Genomic DNA, 16,354 nt, shown 5'->3' with positions numbered 1-16,354 from the left:
CGACCCCGGACAGGGATATTGGAAAAGGAGTGGCAGCCATGACAGAAGTCGTCATCGCCGGGGCGGCGCGTACGCCGGTCGGCTCGTTCAACGGGAGCCTTTCGAGCGTCCCCGCGTCCTATCTGGGCACCGTCGCGATCAAGGAAGCGATGCAGCGGGCCAAGGTCGACGCCCAGGAGGTCGACGAGGCGATCCTCGGACAGATCCTGACCGCCGGCGCCGGCCAGAACCCGGCCCGCCAGGCGGCGGTCGAGGCGGGCATCCCGGTCGAGCGCACGGCCTATCAGATCAATCAGCTCTGCGGGTCCGGCCTGCGCAGTGTCGCCCTGGGCTACCAGGCCATCCAGCTCGGTGATTCCAACGTCGTGGTCGCCGGCGGCCAGGAGAGCATGAGCCAGGCGCCCCACGTCGCGCACCTGCGCAACGGCGCCAAGATGGGCGACGTCAAGTTCCTCGACTCCATGCTCAAGGACGGCCTGTGGTGCGCCATCAACGGCTACCACATGGGCAACACGGCCGAGAACGTGGCGCGCAAGTGGCAGCTGACCCGCGACGAGCAGGACGCCTTTGCCGCCGCCTCGCAGCAGAAGGCCGAGGCCGCCCAGACCTCCGGGCGCTTCGCCGACGAGATCACCGCGGTCACGATCAAGACCCGCAAGGGCGACATCGTCGTCGACAGCGACGAGTATCCCAAGCACGGCACCACGGCCGAGAGCCTGGCCAAGCTGCGCCCGGCCTTCGACAAGGAAGGCACGGTGACCGCCGGCAACGCCAGCGGGATCAACGACGGCGCCGCCGCCGTGGTCCTGATGTCCGCCGACGCCGCGACCAGCCGCGGCGTGACGCCGCTCGCCCGGATCGTCTCCTGGGCGACCTGCGGCGTCGACCCGGCAATCATGGGCACCGGCCCGATCCCGGCCAGCCGCGCGGCCCTGGAGAAGGCCGGCTGGTCGATCGACGACCTCGACCTGATCGAGGCCAACGAGGCCTTCGCGGCCCAGGCCCTGGCGGTGAACAAGGACCTCGGCTGGGACACCGACAAGGTCAACGTCAACGGCGGCGCCATCGCCCTCGGCCATCCGGTCGGCGCCTCGGGGACGCGGGTCCTGGTCACCCTGCTGCACGAGATGCAGAAGCGCGACGCCAAGCGCGGCCTTGCGACCCTGTGCATCGGCGGCGGCATGGGCATCGCCATGTGCGTCGAGCGCTGAATCGGCGCCGGGCGTTAACCCTCACGTCCTAGGAAAAAGGGGCGGGCCGTCTCGTCGAGGCGGCCCGCCTTGTTTTTGCTACGGGCGGGCAGGTGATCTAGCTCAATGATCCCTGGCCCAGCCCCTGCTTCCATGTTTTCATAGACCATCCGGCCGAAGGCGGGCCAGCTCTGAAGGGTTGGGGACGCAAAACAACGGGCCGGCTTGGGAAATGAGGCAGGGAGCAAAGCCATGGCAAGAGTTGCGCTGGTCACCGGTGGGACCCGAGGCATCGGGGCCGCGATCTCGGTCGGATTGAAGGACGCGGGCTACAAGGTCGCGGCCAGCTATGCCGGCAACGACGAAGCGGCCAACGCCTTCAAGGCCGAGACCGGGATCCTGGTCTACAAGTGGGACGTCGGCGACTTCGACGCCTGCCAGGCCGGGGTCAAGCAGGTCGAGGCCGACCTTGGACCGATCGAGGTCTTGGTCAACAACGCCGGGATCACCCGCGACGGCATGTTCCATCGCATGGAGCCGGAGCACTGGAACGCGGTGATCCGGACCAACCTGGACTCGCTCTTCAACATGACCCGTCCGGTGATCGATGGTATGCGCGAGCGCAAGTTCGGTCGGGTCATCAACATTTCCTCGGTCAACGGCCAGAAGGGCCAGATGGGCCAGAGCAACTACTCAGCGGCCAAGGCGGGCCTGATCGGCTTCACCAAGGCGCTGGCCCAGGAGAACGCCTTCAAGGGCATTACCGTCAACGCCATCGCGCCGGGCTACATCGCCACCGAGATGGTCCGGGCCGTGCCCAAGGAGGTCCTGGACAGCAAGATCATTCCGCAGATCCCGGTCGGCCGGCTGGGCGAGGCGGAGGAGATCGCCCGCTGCGTGGTCTTCCTGGCCGCCGACGAGGCCGGCTTCATCACCGGCTCGACGCTTTCGGCCAACGGCGGACAATACATGGCTTGACCCGGGGCCGGCCTCGGGGCCCGGTTTCGGGCCCGATCGCAGCCGGAGCCCGGGCCGCCCGCGTTCAATCGATTCCAATCGGGCGCCGATTGCTCTAGATTTCGAGCCCGAGCCCGGCGTCCCGTGCCGCCGGGAGATCTGCCAAAGGGGGAAGCCTTCGCGTGTGGCCGTCCGGGCGCGGACAAACCGTCCAAGTGGCGCCCTTCTACCGCCTGCTCCTAGGGCGCGGCTTCGAATCCCTGCCGGAGCCGATCCGCCAGCTGCACGACGTGAGCGACGAGGCCGTCGCCCGCGGCCGCTGCCGGATCCGGCGCGGCGCACACCCCCTGTCGCGCCTGATCGGCAGGCTCTTCGGGCTGCCGCCGGCCGGCGACAACCTGCCGGTCAAGGTCCGCTTTCTGCCGCAAAGCGGTGGCGAGCGCTGGTACCGCCGCTTCGGCACCCACCGCCTGGCCTCGCACCAGGTGCCGGCGGGCCGGCCGGGCTGGATGTTCGAAAGCTTCGGCCCCGGCCGCTTCCTGATCGAGCTCGCCGCGGGCAGCGAGGGCCTGACCCTGGCGCTGCGCGGGGTGCGGCTGCTCGGGCTGCCCCTGCCGCGCCCGCTTTGGCCGCGGATCCGGGCCGGCGAGCGCGTCGAGGAAGGACGCTTCGTCTTTGACGTCGAGATCGCGCTGCCGGTCGCCGGCCTGCTGATCCACTACCACGGCCACCTCCGCCCCGAGGGCGTCGCCGATTGAGGCGCTGACCCTGGCGCCGCCTCGGGTATAAGGAAAGCGGGTTGCCGAAGATGTCGTGTCGCCGTGCCCGCGGTCATGCTTCAGCGCGAAGCGCGGCGCATACGCGCGGCTCAGCATGAGGCGATTCCCTTGGGACTGCTCGCCCTCACCCTGAGCTTGTCGAAGGGCGAGGGCGGCCGTCGATGCGACATGCGGCGGCCCGCCGGACAAGGGCAGCAGGGGAGGTCGAGGCCATGCCGATCAGCCGTTTCGTGGAGTACGAGGAGGCGCCGCCCGAGGTGCGCGCCGTCTACGACGACATCATGGCGACCCGCGGGATCGACTGGGTCAACAACTTCTGGAAGGCCATCGCCCAGCATCCCCCGACCCTGAAGCGGACCTGGGAGAGCCTGAAGGAGGTCATGGCGGCCGGCGCCCTGGACCCCATGGTCAAGGAGATGATCTTCGTCGCGGTCAGCGCGACCAACGGCTGCGACTACTGCATCAACTCCCACACCGCGGCGGCGCGCAAGGCCGGCATGAGCGACGCCATGCTGCAGGAGCTGCTGGCCGTGGTCGCAATGGCCAACGAGACCAACGCCATGGCCACCGCCTACCAGGTCGAGCTCGACGAGAGGCTGCACAAGGCGGCGCGCCAGGCATGAGCGACTATCCCAACCGCCCCCTGATCGGGGTCGGCGTGGTCGTCTTCAAGGGCGACAGGGTCCTGCTGGTGCGCCGGGGCAAGCCGCCGCGCGTCGGCCAGTGGTCCCTGCCCGGCGGGCGCCAGCGCCTGGGCGAAACGGTGCGCGCCACGGCGGCGCGCGAGGTCGCCGAGGAGGCGGGCCTGACGGTCGAGGTCACCGGCCTGCTCGACGTGGTCGATTCCATGACCCGCGACGATGGCGGCGGCCTGGCTTACCACTACACCCTGATCGACTTCCTGGCCGAATGGCGGGCCGGCGAGGCCGCGGCCGGCGGCGATGCCGCCGAGGTCGTCTGGGCCGATCCCGGGAACCTGGCGCCCTACGAGCTCTGGGACGAGACCCTGCGGATCATCGCCCTGGCGCGCCGGGCGCGGTGAGCTGCGGCCCCTCACCCAGCTCCGGCTAAGGCTCGGCCTTCGGCCTCGCCAAGCCTGCGCAACCCTCTCCCGCGGGGAGAGGGTGGGAGCGGCGGAAGCCGCGAGCGGGTGAGGGGTTCACGCTCTGGCGCTGGATCTTTGGAGCTACGACTGCCCTGGCCGGCGGGGCGTCGGGCGCCAGTCGGGCGGGGCGAGCTCGAAGCCCTCGAAGCTGAAGGCGGGGCCGACGGTGCAGCCGACCAGGGTCCAGTGGCCCAGGGATTCGGCGGTCTGCCAGGCGCCGGCCGGAACGATGGCCTGGGGGCGTTGGTGCTGGGCCACGTCGGGGCCCAGGTGCAGGGCGCGGGCGTCGTGGCCGTTCTCGGAGAGGGTCAGGACCAGGGGCGCGCCGGCGTACCAATGCCAGATCTCGGTCGCGTCGACCCGGTGCCAGGCACTGACCTCGCCGGCCTTGAGCAGGTAGTAGATCGCGGTCATGGCGCCCCGGCCGCCCGCGGCCGGCGCGTCCCGAAAGGTCTCCCGGTAGTGGCCGCCTTCGGGGTGCGGCTGCAGCTCCAGGGTGGCGATCAGGGTGTCGGCGTCGATCATGTGCGGCTCAGGCGTCCCCTCAAGTCTTTGGCGGCGCGGTGTCGCGCATCGCGGGCCGGGCGCCGAAGGCGGCGTACCAGGCGGCCAGCTTCGGATGGCCGGCGCGCCAGTCCTCCCCCGGGAAGCGGAAGTCGAGGTAGCCGAGCGCGCAGCCCAGGGTGATCGGGGCCAGGGTCAAGGGGCCTTCGAAGGCCTCGGCCTCGGACTCCAGCAGGTCGAGGGCACGGTCGATCTTGGCCTTCTGGCGGGCGTCCCACTCGGCCCAGCGATAGGCCTCGGGCCGGCGGGCGTTCTCGATCAGGCGCAGCACGGCGGCATCGAGGACGCCGTCGGCGGCGGCGTGCAGGCGCAGCACCGCGGTCCGCGCCGCGGCCTCGCGGGGGATCAGGCGCGGCGCCGGGAGCAGGCCGTCCAAGTAGTCGCAGATCACCAGGGAATCGAAGAGCACCTGGCCGTCGTCGGTGGTCAGCGCCGGGACTTTACCCAGGGGGTTGGTCCGGGGCAGGGCGTCGGACTCGTCCCAGGGGTTGCTGTCGACCCTCTCGATCCGGTCGGCCAGGCCCAGCTCCAGGGCCGAGACCAGGACCTTGCGGACATAGGGGGAGGTCGGGGAGTAGTTCAGCTTCATGGGATCCTGCTCGCTCTGGCGGAGGCTGCGCTTGGCGACTGAGGTTAACACCCCGAAGCCCGGCCCAGAAGGCCCGCGACGCCGGCCCTTTCACGGGGCCTTCACAGGGCTTATGTTACGCACTGGCATGCGCAGCGACGTCGTCGATCTCCGCGAGTTCTATGACACCCGGACCGGGCACGTCGCCCGGCTGCTGATCCGGCGGGCCCTGCGCAACCTCTGGCCCGACGTCCGGGGGCAGCAGCTTCTGGGCCTGGGCTATGCGACCCCCTACCTGCTGCAATTCCGCGAGGAGGCAGAGCGGATCTTCGCCTTCATGCCGGCCCAGCAGGGCGTGATGCACTGGCCCGAGGAAGGCCCCGGCGCGGTCGCCCTGGTCGACGAGACCGAGCTGCCGCTGCCCGACAACTCGGTCGACCGTGTGCTGCTGGTCCACGCGATCGAGAACAGCGAGGCCCTGCGCTACCTGCTCCGCGAGACCTGGCGGGTCCTGGCCGGCAACGGCCGGCTCCTGGTGGTGGTGCCGAACCGCCGCGGGGTCTGGGCCCGCTTCGAGCGCACGCCCTTCGGCCGCGGCCTGCCCTACACGCCCAGCCAGTTGTCGCGCTTCCTGCGCGACAACATGTTCACCCCAACCCGCAGCGCCCGGGCGCTCTACATCCCGCCGACCCGCTCCAACACCCTGCTGCGCACGGCCCCGGCCTGGGAGCGCCTGGGCATGCGCTGGTTCCCGACCTTCGCCGGGGTGGTCGTGGTCGAGGCCAGCAAGCAGCTCTATGCCGGCACCCTCAGCCATGAGCCGGCCCGCCTGCGCCTGGGCCGGCCGGTGGTCGTGCCCTTCCCCCAGGTGGCCGGCCGGGGCAGCGACGACGGCCGTTCCTGAGGCGCCCGCGAGGCCTCGGCAGCCGGCCCGGCGGCGCCCTCAGATCCCTGCGGTTTTCTTTGCTTTTCCTCCGGCCTCTCACTATCACTAGACCGAACCGCGCTCGTTCGAGCGCAGATGGTTTGATCTACTTCACAGGGATAGAGCAGCTTGTCGGCGTTCGCGTGAGCGCAGGCTGCTCTAGGGCCCTTGTGGCGGAGGATTGACGGGGCGGCTCATGGCGGGGGATCGGCCATCGCTGGAAGACCTGCGGCGGCGCATCGACGAGATCGACGAGGCGCTGCAGGACCTGCTGATTCAGCGGATCGAGGTGGCGCGCCAGGCCGGTGCTGCCAAGCAGGGCGGGCGCGCCCGGATCCGCCCGGGCCGCGAGGCCGAGGTCCTGCGCCGCCTGCTGCGCCGGCACCACGGGCCGCTGCCCAAGGCGGTGCTGGTCCGCCTCTGGCGCGAGCTCTTCTCGGCGGTGATCGGGCTCCAGGGGCCGCTCCAGGTCGTGGTGCAGGCGGCGGGCGGCAACGACGGACTCTGCCGCCTGGCGGCCGAGCACTTCGGCTCTCAGACGCCGATCCAGGCGGTCGGCAGCAGCGCCCAGGTGATCAAGGCGGTGGCCCAGGACGACGGCACCCTGGGGGTCCTGCCCCTGCCCGAGGCCGACGAGGCCCAGCCCTGGTGGCCGAGCCTCGCCCGCCAGGGAGACAGCGTGCCGCGGATCATCGCCCGCCTGCCTTTCATGGAAGCCCCCGTCGACCGTTTCGGTGTCGCGGGGGCTTTGGCTTTGGGGCTGCTCGACCCCGCCGACAGCGGCTGCGACCGCAGCTTCTTCGTGATGGAATCTGGGACCGAGCTGTCGCGCAGCCGCCTGCGCGACCTGCTGGCCAGCGCCGGCCTGGTCGTGCTCGACCTGCAGAGCCGCTCCGAAGGCGGCGCGCGCTGGCTGCACCTGGTCGAGGTCGAGGGCTGCTTCGGCGCTTCCGGGACCGAGATCGAACGGCTGCGCGCGGTCGGCGAGGAGGCGCTGCTGCAGATCTGTCCGATCGGCGGCTACGCCGCGCCCTTGAGCCTGGCCGAACTGGCGCCGGTGCAGGAGGCCGCGCAATGAGCCCGCGGCCGCGGCCGGGAATCCTCGAGGTCCAGCCCTACGTCGGCGGCGAATCCAAGGCGCCCGGCGGCAAGCCGCCTTTGCGCCTGGCCTCCAACGAGAATCCTCTGGGGCCCAGCCCAGAGGCCGTCGCGGCCTACGCGGCCGCGGGCCCGGAGCTGCACCGCTACCCGGACGGCGCCTCGGCCGAGCTGCGCGCCGCGCTGGGCGCGCTCCACGACCTGGACCCGGCGCAGATCGTCTGCGGCGCCGGCTCCGACGAACTGATCGGCCTTCTGGTCCGCGCCTACGCCGGTCCGGGCGACGAGGTGCTCTACAGCGCCCACGGCTTCCTGATGTACGGCATCGCGGCGAAGAGCGCGGGGGCGACCCCGGTCACGGCGCGGGAGGCCAACCTGACCGCCGACATCGACGCCCTGCTGGCCAAGGTGACCGAAAGGACGCGGCTCTTGTTCCTGGCCAACCCCAACAACCCGACGGGCACCTACCTGCCTGCCGAGGCGCTGCGGCGCCTGCACGCCGGGCTGCCGCCGGAGGTGCTGCTGGTCATCGACGCGGCCTATGCCGAGTACGTCACCGCGCCGGACTACGAGGACGGCCGGGCCCTGGTCGCGGCGCAGGACAACGTCGTGATGACCCGCACCTTCTCCAAGATATACGGCTTGGCGGCCCTGCGCCTGGGCTGGGCCTATTGCCCGCTGGCGGTGGCCGACGTACTCAACCGGGTGCGCGCGCCCTTCAACGTGACCCGGACCGCCCAGGTCGCCGGCCTTGCCGCGGTCGGGGACCAGGACCACGTGGCCCGCTCGCGCGCGCACAACGAGACCTGGCGGGCCTGGCTGATGGAGAACCTGCGCGGCCTGGGCCTGGAGATCACGCCCAGCCTGGGCAACTTCCTGCTGATCCAGTTCTCCGACGTGCCAGGGCGGAGCGCGCCCGACGCCCTAGCGGCGCTGAAGGAGGAGGGCGTCCTGCTGCGCGGTATGGCGGCCTACGGCCTGCCCGACTGCCTGCGCATGTCGGTCGGGACCGAGGCCGAGAACCGGGCCGCGGTCGAGGCCCTGCGGCGCTTCCTGGCATGACCTTCCGGCCCTTTGAAAAGGTCGCCCTGATCGGCGTCGGCCTGATCGGCTCCTCCCTGGCCCACGTCCTGCGCCGTAAAGGGCTGGCGAAGCGGATCGCCGGCTGCGCTCAGAGCCAGGCCAGCCGCGACACGGTCATGGCGCTGGGCCTGGCCGACAGCGTCCACGCCGCGGCCGGCGACGCGGTCGAGGACGCCGACCTGGTCGTCGTCTGCACTCCGATCGGCACCTACGCCGCGATCGCCGAGGCCATTGCGCCGCGCCTGAAACGGGGTGCCATCGTCACCGACGTCGGCTCGGTCAAGCAGGCGGTGATCCGCGATCTGGGCCCGGTGCTGCCCGAGGGCGTGCACTTCGTGCCCGGCCATCCCATCGCCGGCACGGAGCACTCCGGGCCGGCAGCGGGCTTCGCAGAGCTCTTCGAAAGCCGCTGGTGCATCCTGACTCCGCCGCCCGGCACCGACGAGCAGGCGGTCGAGCGGGTCGCCGGCCTGTGGCGTGCCTGCGGCAGCGATGTCGAGATCATGGAGGCCGGCCACCACGACAAGGTCCTGGCCATGACTTCGCACCTGCCGCACATCATCGCTTACACCATCGTCGGCACGGCGACCGACCTGGAGACCAGCACCCAGGCCGAGGTCGTCAAGTTCTCCGCCAGCGGCTTCCGCGACTTCACCCGGATCGCCGGTTCCGATCCGATCATGTGGCGCGACATCTTCCTCAACAACCGCGAGGCGGTGCTGGAGACCCTGCAACGCTTCTCGGAGGACCTGACCGCGTTGCAGCGGGCAATTCGCTGGGGCGAGGGCGAGACCCTCGAAACCCTGTTTCGCCGGACCCGGAAGATCCGCGACGAGGTCGTCGAGGCGCACCAGGCCGGCAGCTTCGATCCTAGAGAACCGGACGCAGCCGGAACAACGCCACCGGGCCCAGGTACAGCAGGCCGTCCTTCAGATTGACCGGCAGCTCGACGACCGGCGGTCCGCCGTCCTCGGCGCTGCGGGAGAGCGCGAAGAAGGCCAGCTTGAGGGCGCCGGCGGCGCGCTCGGCGATCATCTTGCGCTCGGCCAGGTGGTCGACCAGGTCGGCGCCGCCGCGCAGGTTGGAGGTCAGCTGACCGGTCGGCCGCAGCTCGCGGTCCAGGGCGAGCTGGCCCTCGGCTTCGAGCTGCAGCGGGCCCCAGCGCAGCTCCAGGCGGTGGATGTCGAGCAGGCCGCCGGCATCGCGCCAGAGGGCCAGCGACCGCCGGCTGGCCTCGGCCGGCAGCGGTCCCTCGAGCCGGCCCTCGACCAGGAAGAGCTCGACCCTGGGGCCAAGCGGCAACGCGAGCCCCGGCGGCAGATCGACGCCGAGGACGGTCATCAGAAGGTCGCCGGGCGGCCTGGGGCCGCCCTCCCGGACTTCGCCGGTCGGGTCCTCCTCGTCTCGGTCCCGATAGACCAGGTCCAGGCGTTCGATCTGCACCGGACCGGGCAGGGGGCCTTCCGCCAAGATCTCGTGCAGGGCCGCATCGGCCCGCCGCAGGCGGCCGTCGAGGGCCAGCGCCGCCGTTCCAGAGGCCTTGGCGGCGTCGAGCCGCAGCGACAGGCGCCCCTCTCGCGGGCCCCAGTCGACAAGGTGCCGCCCCGGTGCCTGGAGGGCCAGGGTGAGCGGGTCCCAGAGCGTGGCGCCGCCGGTCAGGGCCGGGCCGCGCCATTGCCAGCCCTCAGGCGACTCGACGCTGGGATCGTCGATCCGGACGTCGAGGCCGAAGGGAAAGCCGGCCAGCTCGGGCTCGGCGTAGCGCAGGGCGTAGCCGTCCTCGCGCCGGTCCTGGACCCAGGCCTCGAAGCTGTGCCGCAGCACGGCACCGGACAGGACCCAGGCCGCCGGCACCCCGAGCAGCGGCAGCAGAAGGAGGAACAGCAGGGCGAGCTTCGCGGAACGCGGCATGACGAAGATGTAGTGCCTTCGCCGCCGCTTGTCCCGCTTGCCGTTTGCCGGGGCGGCAATATGATCGCCTTGGGCCCGGGTCCGACGCCGTGCCGGTCGGGCCCCTCACCCTCCCACCGCCTTTCGGCGGCGGGCGCCTTCCTCTCCTCCGGGGGCGTGTGCGCGGCGCTTCGCGCGGGATGTGAAGGCTTGGCGAGGCCTGAGGCCGAGCCTTAGCCGGAACTGGGTGAGGGGAAGCCCCAGGCACGGACGAGGCTTGGAAACCTGAACAGGGAGCAGGCGGCGGATGACCGCGCCGGATGGCAGGCAGAAAGAACATCTCGCGCCGCGCGAGCTGATCGTGGTCGAGCGGCCGCGGATGACGCCGCCGGCGACCGGCGATTTCTGGGTCTTCGGCTACGGCTCGCTGATGTGGCATCCGGGCTTTCCGCACCTCGAGGTGCGCCGCGCCCGCCTGCACGGCTTCCACCGCCGCTTCTGCGTCTATTCCCTGCGCTACCGCGGCACGCCGGAACGGCCGGGCCTGGTGCTCGGCCTCGACCGCGGCGGGTCCTGCACCGGCCTGGCCTACCGGGTGCCTTCCGCGGAGGGCGAGGCGGTGATGGACTATCTCTATGAGCGCGAGATGATCACCGGGGTCTACATCCCGCGCTGGCTCAACCTCGAGACCGAGGCGGGGACGATCGAGGCCGCCACCTTCGTAGTCGACCCCGCGCATCCGCAGTACACCGGGCGGCTCGGGGTCGAGGAGACCGCGGACCTGATCGTCCAGGGCTTCGGGGAACGCGGCCCCTGCGGCGAGTACCTGGAGAACACGGTCCGCCACATGGAGGCCCTGGGCATCCACCCGGGCTCGCTGCTGCGCCTGCTGCGCGTGGTGCGGGGACGCTGCGACTGAACGCCGGTCAGACGCCCTGGAGCAGGAACCACCAGAGGGGCAGGGTGGCGAAGGACAGGGGAATCCCGATTCCGACCATCAGGATCACCAGGGGCCGGTCGAGCCCGTGTTTGAGGGCGACGATCGAGCCGCCGATCTGGGGGCCCATCGCCGCCTCGAAGACGGTGATCTGGGCGACCCGCCCGCCGACGCCTAGCACCTCGGTCAGCAGGACCAGGATCAGGGCCGGGCCGAGCAGCAGCTTGAAGCCGAGGCCGGTGGCCAGGGGCGCCAGCTTGCCCTTGAGCTCGGCGAATTGGAGCTGCAGGCCGATCGAGATCAGGGCCAAGGGCGTCAGGGTGGCGCCCAGGATCTCCAGCAGGACGACGACCGCCGCCGGATAGTCGTAGGGCCGCAGCAGGTAGGCCAGCAGGAGCGCGTGCAGCGGCGTGAAGGTCACGATCTTCTTCGCAATCCCGATCGGGGAGAAGCTGCCCTGGGAGCAGACCGCGGCGACCATGATGCCGAGGGTCGAGAGAACCATGTAGGTGCCGAGCTGGTCGATCAGGATGCCGAGCCCAAGCTCGCCCTGGCTGTTGCCGTAGAAGGCGCCGATCATGGGCAGGCCGAGGAAGGAGGTGTTGGCCAGCGCCGCGGTGAGGATCAGGGCCCCGATGGTCTGCGGCGACCACTTCGCCCAGCGGCCGAGCAGGACGAAGAACACCAAGCCGACGGTGAACAGGATCCAAGCCATGGAAACCGGGTAGACCAGGCTCGCGTCCATCACCAAGTCATGGACGTGGAGCAGGGTGACCGCCGGCAGCGAGACGTGGATGATGAAGGCGTTGAGGATCGACGGCGTGTCGGTCTTCATCCGGCCGCTGCGGCGCAGCAGGATCCCGAACAACATGCAGATCGGCAGGAGCCCGACTTGGACCATGGCGATTCCCCATCCCCGAACCTTGGAATGGGCTCATGTTCGCAGGTCCTCGTGAAGATGATGTAAATAACAGAAAATAAAAAATATAATTTACATGGTTTTCATAAATAACTATCCGTAAAATTACTTGCAGTTGTTTTTTCGATGCGGGCGATCACGCCGTCGCTGCGTCGGCGGCGCGTCCGCGCGTCACTCGCCGCCGCCGGGCGGGGTGACGCGGGGCCGGGTCACGTAGTCGCGGAGCGCCTCGACGTCGACCAGGAAGTAGAAGGCGAGCAGGAAGATCACGGCCGCCAGGGGCCAGATGTACCAGGGATGGCGGACCGGGTTGCGCTCGCCGCAGACCTGGCAGAGATCGTCGTCGATGCCCAGGGCGGAGCCGCATCTCAGGCATTTGCGGTCTGCCACGGCGACCCGCCCGCCGCCTAGAGGCAGCGAGAGTAGCCGCAGGAGGTGCAGAAGTCGCAGCCCTCCTGGTGGACCAGCGCCGCCGCGCCGCACTTCGGGCACTGCCGGAAAGGCCGGGCGCTCTCGCCCGCGGGGCCGAGGTTGATCACCTCCGGCTCGGCCGGACGGGCGAGCTGCGGCGCCTCCTCTTCGCTGAGGAAGCCGATGTCGATCATGTGCCGCTCGATCACCGCGCCGATCGCGGCCAGCAGCGAGGGCACGTAGCGGCCTTCCAGCCAGGCGCCGCCGCGCGGGTCAAAGACCGCCTTGAGCTCCTCGACCACGAAGGAGACGTCGCCGCCGCGGCGGAAGACCGCGCTGATCATCCGGGTCAGCGCCAGGGTCCAGGCGTAGTGCTCCATGTTCTTAGAGTTGATGAAGATTTCGAAGGGGCGGCGGCGGCCTTCCTGGACCACGTCGTTGAGGGTCACGTAGATGGCGTGCTCGCTCTCCGGCCAGCGCAGCTTGTAGGTCCGCCCGGGCAGGGCCTCTGGGCGGTCGAGGGGCTGGGTCATGTAGACCACCCCGGCGCCGGTCTCCGCCTCGGGCGGCGTCTGGCGTTGGGCCGCCACGGGCTCGGCGGGCGGCTCGGTCGTCGGCTCGCCAGGTCGTTCGGCGGCCTCCGGCCTGGTCTCCAGCACGGCCCCGGTGACCACGTTGGGCCGGTAGGTGGTGCAGCCCTTGCAGCCCAGGTCGTAGGCCTGGGCGTAGACGTCCTTGAAAGCCTCGAAGGGCATGTCCTCCGGCACGTTGATGGTCTTGGACACCGAGGCGTCGACGTAGTCCTGGACCGCAGCCTGCATGACCACGTGGGCCGGCGCCTCGAGGCCCTGGGCATCGACGAAAGCCTCGGTCAGGTCGCTGCCCTCGCCGTGCTGCTGGCGGTAGAGCCGGTAGGCGTAGTCGACGACCTCCTCGCGCTGGCGGCTGCCGTCGGGCATCAGGACGTTGCGGGTGTAGTCGAAGCTGTAGACCGGCTCCAGGCCCGAGGAGACGTTGTTGGCGAGCAGCGAGATCGTCCCCGTCGGCGCGACCGAGGTGATCAGGCCGTTGCGCAGCCCCTTTTCGGCGATCGCCGCCTTGATGTCCTTGTCGAGGCCCTTGACGGTCTCGCCTTGCAGGAAGGGCTCCACGTCGAAAAGCGGGAAGGCGCCCTTCTCCGCCGCCAGCTCGGCCGAGGCCAGGTAGGCGCTGCGCCGCAGGGCGGCCATCCAGCGCCGGGTCAGCTCGACCGCCTCGGCACTGCCGTAGCGCCGGCCGCAGAGGATCAGGGCGTCGGCCAGGCCGGTGATGCCCAAGCCGATGCGCCGCTTGGCTCGCGCTTCCTGACGCTGCGCCTCGAGCGGGAAGCGCGAGACCTCGATGGCGTTGTCCAGCATGCGGACCGCGAGCGGCACCAGGGCTTCGAGCCGTTCGAGGTTGATCCGGGCCTTCCGGCCGAAAGGCTCCTCGATCAGCGCCGCCAGGTTGATCGAGCCCAGCAGGCAGGCCCCGTAAGGCGGCAGCGGTTGCTCGCCACATGGATTAGTTGCATCTATTTCTTCGCAATACCAAAGGTTGTTGCGCCGGTTGATGCGGTCGATGAAGATCACGCCCGGCTCGGCGTAGGCGTAGGTGGCGCGCATGACCTTGTCCCAGAGGTCGCGGGCCTGGACGACCTTGTAGGTCGTGCCGCCGAAGGCCAGCTCCCAGGGCGCGTCCTCGCGCAGCGCCTCCATAAAGGCGTCGGTGACCAGGATCGAGAGGTTGAACATGCGCAGCCGGCCGGGCTCGGCCTTGGCCTCGATGAAGGCCTCGATGTCGGGGTGGTCGCAGCGCAGGGTGCCCATCATGGCGCCGCGCCGGTAGCCGGCGCTCATGATCGTCCGGCACATCGCGTCCCAGACGTCCATGAAGCTGAGCGGGCCCGAGGCGTCGGCACCGACCCCGCGCACCGGCGCGCCCTTGGGGCGCAGGGTCGAGAAGTCGTAGCCGATGCCGCCGCCCTGCTGCATGGTCAGGGCGGCCTCCTTCAAGTGTTCGAAGATCCCGCCCATGTCGTCGGGCACGCGGCCCATCACGAAGCAGTTGAAAAGCGTGACCTCGCGCCGGGTTCCGGCGCCGGCCAGAATCCGGCCGGCCGGGATGAACTGGAAGTCGACCAGGGCTTCGTAGAAGCGCTCGGCCCAGGCCTCGGGCTCGGCCTCGGGCTGTGCCAGGGCGACCGCCACCCGCCGCCAGCTGTCCTCGAGGGTCTTATCCACAGCGCGGCCCTCGGGGGTCTTCAGGCGGTACTTCATGTCCCAGATGCGCTGGGAAATGGCGCTGATTCCCGGTGTCACCTCGGCTCCACCCCGATATATCGGTCGTCGGAGCAGGTCGCTCCGCACGAAGGTCAGGAATTCCGGGAACTACACGGATCTTCCCCGGACCACTCCGGCGCCCCGAAGTTAGGCCCGGCAGCGAGGCGGGTCAACGCAGGGTTCGGCTCTTGTTCTCCGGCGTGCGGCCGGAAAGCGCAGGCGCCCCGGGGGCTTAGGATTTGCCCACAGAGTTATCCACAGGCATCGCCGCAGTCCTGTGCGGGCGGCCCGGCAGCAGCGCCCGACTGGTGTCTTCGATGGCCTGCTCAAGGCGGGCGATGAACTCCCGGCGGTCGAGACCGGGCGGCAGCGGCGGCAGCAGCCTGACCGTGATCACCCCGGGCCGCTGCCGGAAGCTTCGGGCCGGCCAGTAGAGACCGGAGTTGAGCGCGACCGGCAGCACCGGCACGTCGAGCTGCTTGTAGAGCGCCGCGACCCCGGGGTGGTAGGGGCGCCGCTGCCCGGGCTCGGTGCGGGTCCCCTCGGGGAAAATGACGATGTGCTTGCCGTCGTCGAGCCGTTCCCGCGCCTCGGCGATCATGCGGCGCAGGGCGCGTGCGCCGCCGTCGCGGTCGATGGCGATCATGCCCGTGCGATTCAGGTACCAGCCGTAGAAGGGGATCCGAAGCAGCTCCTGCTTGAGCACGAAGACTGGGCGCCGGAAGACGTGGCAGAAGGCGATGGTCTCCCAGATCGACTGGTGCTTGGCGGCGATGATCACCGGCTGGTCGGGCAAGTTCTCCCAGCCCTCGACCCGGTAGCGGAGGCCGCAGATCGCGCCCAGCAGCAGCAGGCTGCCGCGAACCCAGATCCAGCCCATCAGGTAGATCGCGCGCCCAGGGCCGAACAGCAGCGGCAGGGTCGCCAGATGCATGACGACGCTCCACAGCAGGAACACGGCGTTGAACAGCAGCGAGCGAAGCCGCGTCATTTTGCGACCGGCACGAGGGCGGCGCGAATCCTGGCGATCAGGTACTTGCTGTATTCGGACACCAGCAGGTTGGTGCTGCCCGGCCAGCGCCACCAGTCCTCCTGCTTGACGTGGGCCGGGAAGACCGGATGCGGCAGGATCTCGACCTCCGGCATGGTCCGGCGGAACTCCAGCAGGCTGCGCGGCATGTGATAGGCGGCGGTGACCAGGCGCAGGGACGCATAGCCCTGGGCCTGCATCCAGTCGGCGGTCTCGCGTGCGTTGCCGGCGGTGTCGTCGGCTTCGTAGCCCAGGGCGATGCAGCAGGAGAGATCCTCGGGAGCCTCCCGGGAGACCTTGAGCAGCTGCTTGACGTCGACGCCCTGGGCAACGCCGGAGACGAAGAGCTTCTCGGCCAGGCCGCGGGACAGCAGCTCGATACCCTGCTCGACCCGGAGGCTGCCGCCGGTCAGGACGACGATGGCGTCGGTGCGGCGGTCGCTGAGTTCCGGCTTGGTCTCAAGGGTCGCGGCGAACCAGAACAGGCCGGCGGTCCAGACCGCCGCGAGCAGGCCGAGCAGCGCCAGGATGCGGAGCAGCCGCTGCCGCGGGGTCGAGGTCTTGAGGGAGTCGGGTTCGCCGGCCATGTCTGGGAGCC

18 protein-coding genes are annotated in these 16,354 nt (G+C 70.2%); 10 read left to right on the top strand and 8 right to left on the bottom strand.

The genetic code is table 11. The annotated features are described in order from the left end of the window. The first annotated feature begins 38 nt into the window (after positions 1–38). The 5 genes from QNJ30_21935 (at position 39) to QNJ30_21915 (ending at position 3,968) form a co-directional block, all read left to right on the top strand. Positions 39–1,211 carry an acetyl-CoA C-acetyltransferase gene (locus tag QNJ30_21935; GenBank protein ID MDJ0946117.1) on the top strand — a complete coding sequence of 391 codons (1,173 nt, stop codon included), beginning with the start codon at positions 39–41 and terminating at the stop codon, positions 1,209–1,211. 231 nt (positions 1,212–1,442) lie between these two features. Then, positions 1,443–2,168 (top strand): beta-ketoacyl-ACP reductase, encoded by a 726-nt coding sequence (locus QNJ30_21930; protein MDJ0946116.1) that lies wholly within the window; start codon positions 1,443–1,445, stop codon positions 2,166–2,168. A gap of 194 nt (positions 2,169–2,362) precedes the next feature. Further along, the gene (locus QNJ30_21925) at positions 2,363–2,905 is read left to right on the top strand and encodes a DUF4166 domain-containing protein (protein ID MDJ0946115.1); all 543 of its coding nucleotides are present in this window, start codon (positions 2,363–2,365) and stop codon (positions 2,903–2,905) included. Between the two features lie 233 nt (positions 2,906–3,138). After that, entirely contained in the window at positions 3,139–3,549 is a 411-nt protein-coding gene (locus QNJ30_21920) for a carboxymuconolactone decarboxylase family protein (GenBank protein MDJ0946114.1), read from the top strand. Beyond that, on the top strand, positions 3,546–3,968 hold the full coding sequence (locus QNJ30_21915; protein MDJ0946113.1) for an NUDIX hydrolase: 423 nt from the start codon (positions 3,546–3,548) through the stop codon (positions 3,966–3,968). Before QNJ30_21920 ends, QNJ30_21915 begins: the two co-directional genes overlap by 4 nt. Before the next feature lie 144 nt (positions 3,969–4,112). On the opposite strand, the gene QNJ30_21910 is transcribed toward QNJ30_21915, so the two are convergent. Together QNJ30_21910 and QNJ30_21905 are read right to left on the bottom strand one after the other, a co-directional pair. Then, positions 4,113–4,556, bottom strand: coding sequence for a cupin domain-containing protein (locus QNJ30_21910; protein ID MDJ0946112.1), 444 nt, complete (start codon positions 4,554–4,556; stop codon positions 4,113–4,115). 19 nt (positions 4,557–4,575) lie between these two features. Then, positions 4,576–5,184, bottom strand: coding sequence for a glutathione S-transferase N-terminal domain-containing protein (locus tag QNJ30_21905; GenBank protein MDJ0946111.1), 609 nt, complete (start codon positions 5,182–5,184; stop codon positions 4,576–4,578). A 127-nt stretch (positions 5,185–5,311) separates the two neighbouring features. On the opposite strand from QNJ30_21905, the gene QNJ30_21900 reads away from it, so the two are divergent. The 4 genes from QNJ30_21900 to QNJ30_21885 all read left to right on the top strand — a co-directional run bounded on the left by QNJ30_21900 (position 5,312) and on the right by QNJ30_21885 (position 9,207). Next, entirely contained in the window at positions 5,312–6,067 is a 756-nt protein-coding gene (locus QNJ30_21900; protein ID MDJ0946110.1) for a methyltransferase domain-containing protein, read from the top strand. 217 nt (positions 6,068–6,284) lie between these two features. After that, positions 6,285–7,166, top strand: coding sequence for a chorismate mutase (locus QNJ30_21895; GenBank protein ID MDJ0946109.1), 882 nt, complete (start codon positions 6,285–6,287; stop codon positions 7,164–7,166). After that, positions 7,163–8,248, top strand: coding sequence for a histidinol-phosphate transaminase (hisC, locus tag QNJ30_21890; protein ID MDJ0946108.1), 1,086 nt, complete (start codon positions 7,163–7,165; stop codon positions 8,246–8,248). Before QNJ30_21895 ends, hisC begins: the two co-directional genes overlap by 4 nt. After that, the gene (locus QNJ30_21885) at positions 8,245–9,207 is read left to right on the top strand and encodes a prephenate/arogenate dehydrogenase family protein (protein ID MDJ0946107.1); all 963 of its coding nucleotides are present in this window, start codon (positions 8,245–8,247) and stop codon (positions 9,205–9,207) included. The genes hisC and QNJ30_21885 overlap by 4 nt, the downstream gene beginning before the upstream one ends. Here the strand turns inward: QNJ30_21885 and QNJ30_21880 are convergent. Then, positions 9,140–10,180, bottom strand: a complete 1,041-nt coding sequence (locus QNJ30_21880) for a DUF2125 domain-containing protein (protein MDJ0946106.1) — start codon at positions 10,178–10,180, stop codon at positions 9,140–9,142. The two genes, QNJ30_21885 and QNJ30_21880, sit on opposite strands and share 68 nt — an antisense overlap. Positions 10,181–10,466: 286 nt before the next feature. On the opposite strand from QNJ30_21880, the gene QNJ30_21875 reads away from it, so the two are divergent. Then, positions 10,467–11,078: a gamma-glutamylcyclotransferase gene (locus QNJ30_21875; protein ID MDJ0946105.1), complete on the top strand. Its 612-nt coding sequence runs from the start codon at positions 10,467–10,469 to the stop codon at positions 11,076–11,078. Positions 11,079–11,085: 7 nt separating this feature from the next. Here the strand turns inward: QNJ30_21875 and QNJ30_21870 are convergent, their stop codons facing one another. The 5 genes from QNJ30_21870 to QNJ30_21850 all read right to left on the bottom strand — a co-directional run bounded on the left by QNJ30_21870 (position 11,086) and on the right by QNJ30_21850 (position 16,343). Continuing rightward, positions 11,086–11,997: an AEC family transporter gene (locus QNJ30_21870; GenBank protein MDJ0946104.1), complete on the bottom strand. Its 912-nt coding sequence runs from the start codon at positions 11,995–11,997 to the stop codon at positions 11,086–11,088. A gap of 189 nt (positions 11,998–12,186) precedes the next feature. Beyond that, positions 12,187–12,405 (bottom strand): hypothetical protein, encoded by a 219-nt coding sequence (locus QNJ30_21865; GenBank protein ID MDJ0946103.1) that lies wholly within the window; start codon positions 12,403–12,405, stop codon positions 12,187–12,189. Positions 12,406–12,422: 17 nt separating this feature from the next. Beyond that, the gene (locus tag QNJ30_21860) at positions 12,423–14,765 is read right to left on the bottom strand and encodes an adenosylcobalamin-dependent ribonucleoside-diphosphate reductase (GenBank protein MDJ0946102.1); all 2,343 of its coding nucleotides are present in this window, start codon (positions 14,763–14,765) and stop codon (positions 12,423–12,425) included. A gap of 193 nt (positions 14,766–14,958) precedes the next feature. Continuing rightward, positions 14,959–15,717: a lysophospholipid acyltransferase family protein gene (locus QNJ30_21855; protein MDJ0946101.1), complete on the bottom strand. Its 759-nt coding sequence runs from the start codon at positions 15,715–15,717 to the stop codon at positions 14,959–14,961. After that, on the bottom strand, positions 15,714–16,343 hold the full coding sequence (locus tag QNJ30_21850; GenBank protein MDJ0946100.1) for a YdcF family protein: 630 nt from the start codon (positions 16,341–16,343) through the stop codon (positions 15,714–15,716). The genes QNJ30_21855 and QNJ30_21850 overlap by 4 nt, the downstream gene beginning before the upstream one ends. Between the last annotated feature and the right edge of the window lie 11 nt (positions 16,344–16,354).

The organism is Kiloniellales bacterium (assembly GCA_030066685.1).
In the GTDB taxonomy this organism is placed as follows: Bacteria; Pseudomonadota; Alphaproteobacteria; order Kiloniellales; family JAKSBE01; genus JAKSBE01.
This window is presented reverse-complemented; position numbering and strand designations above follow the sequence as displayed.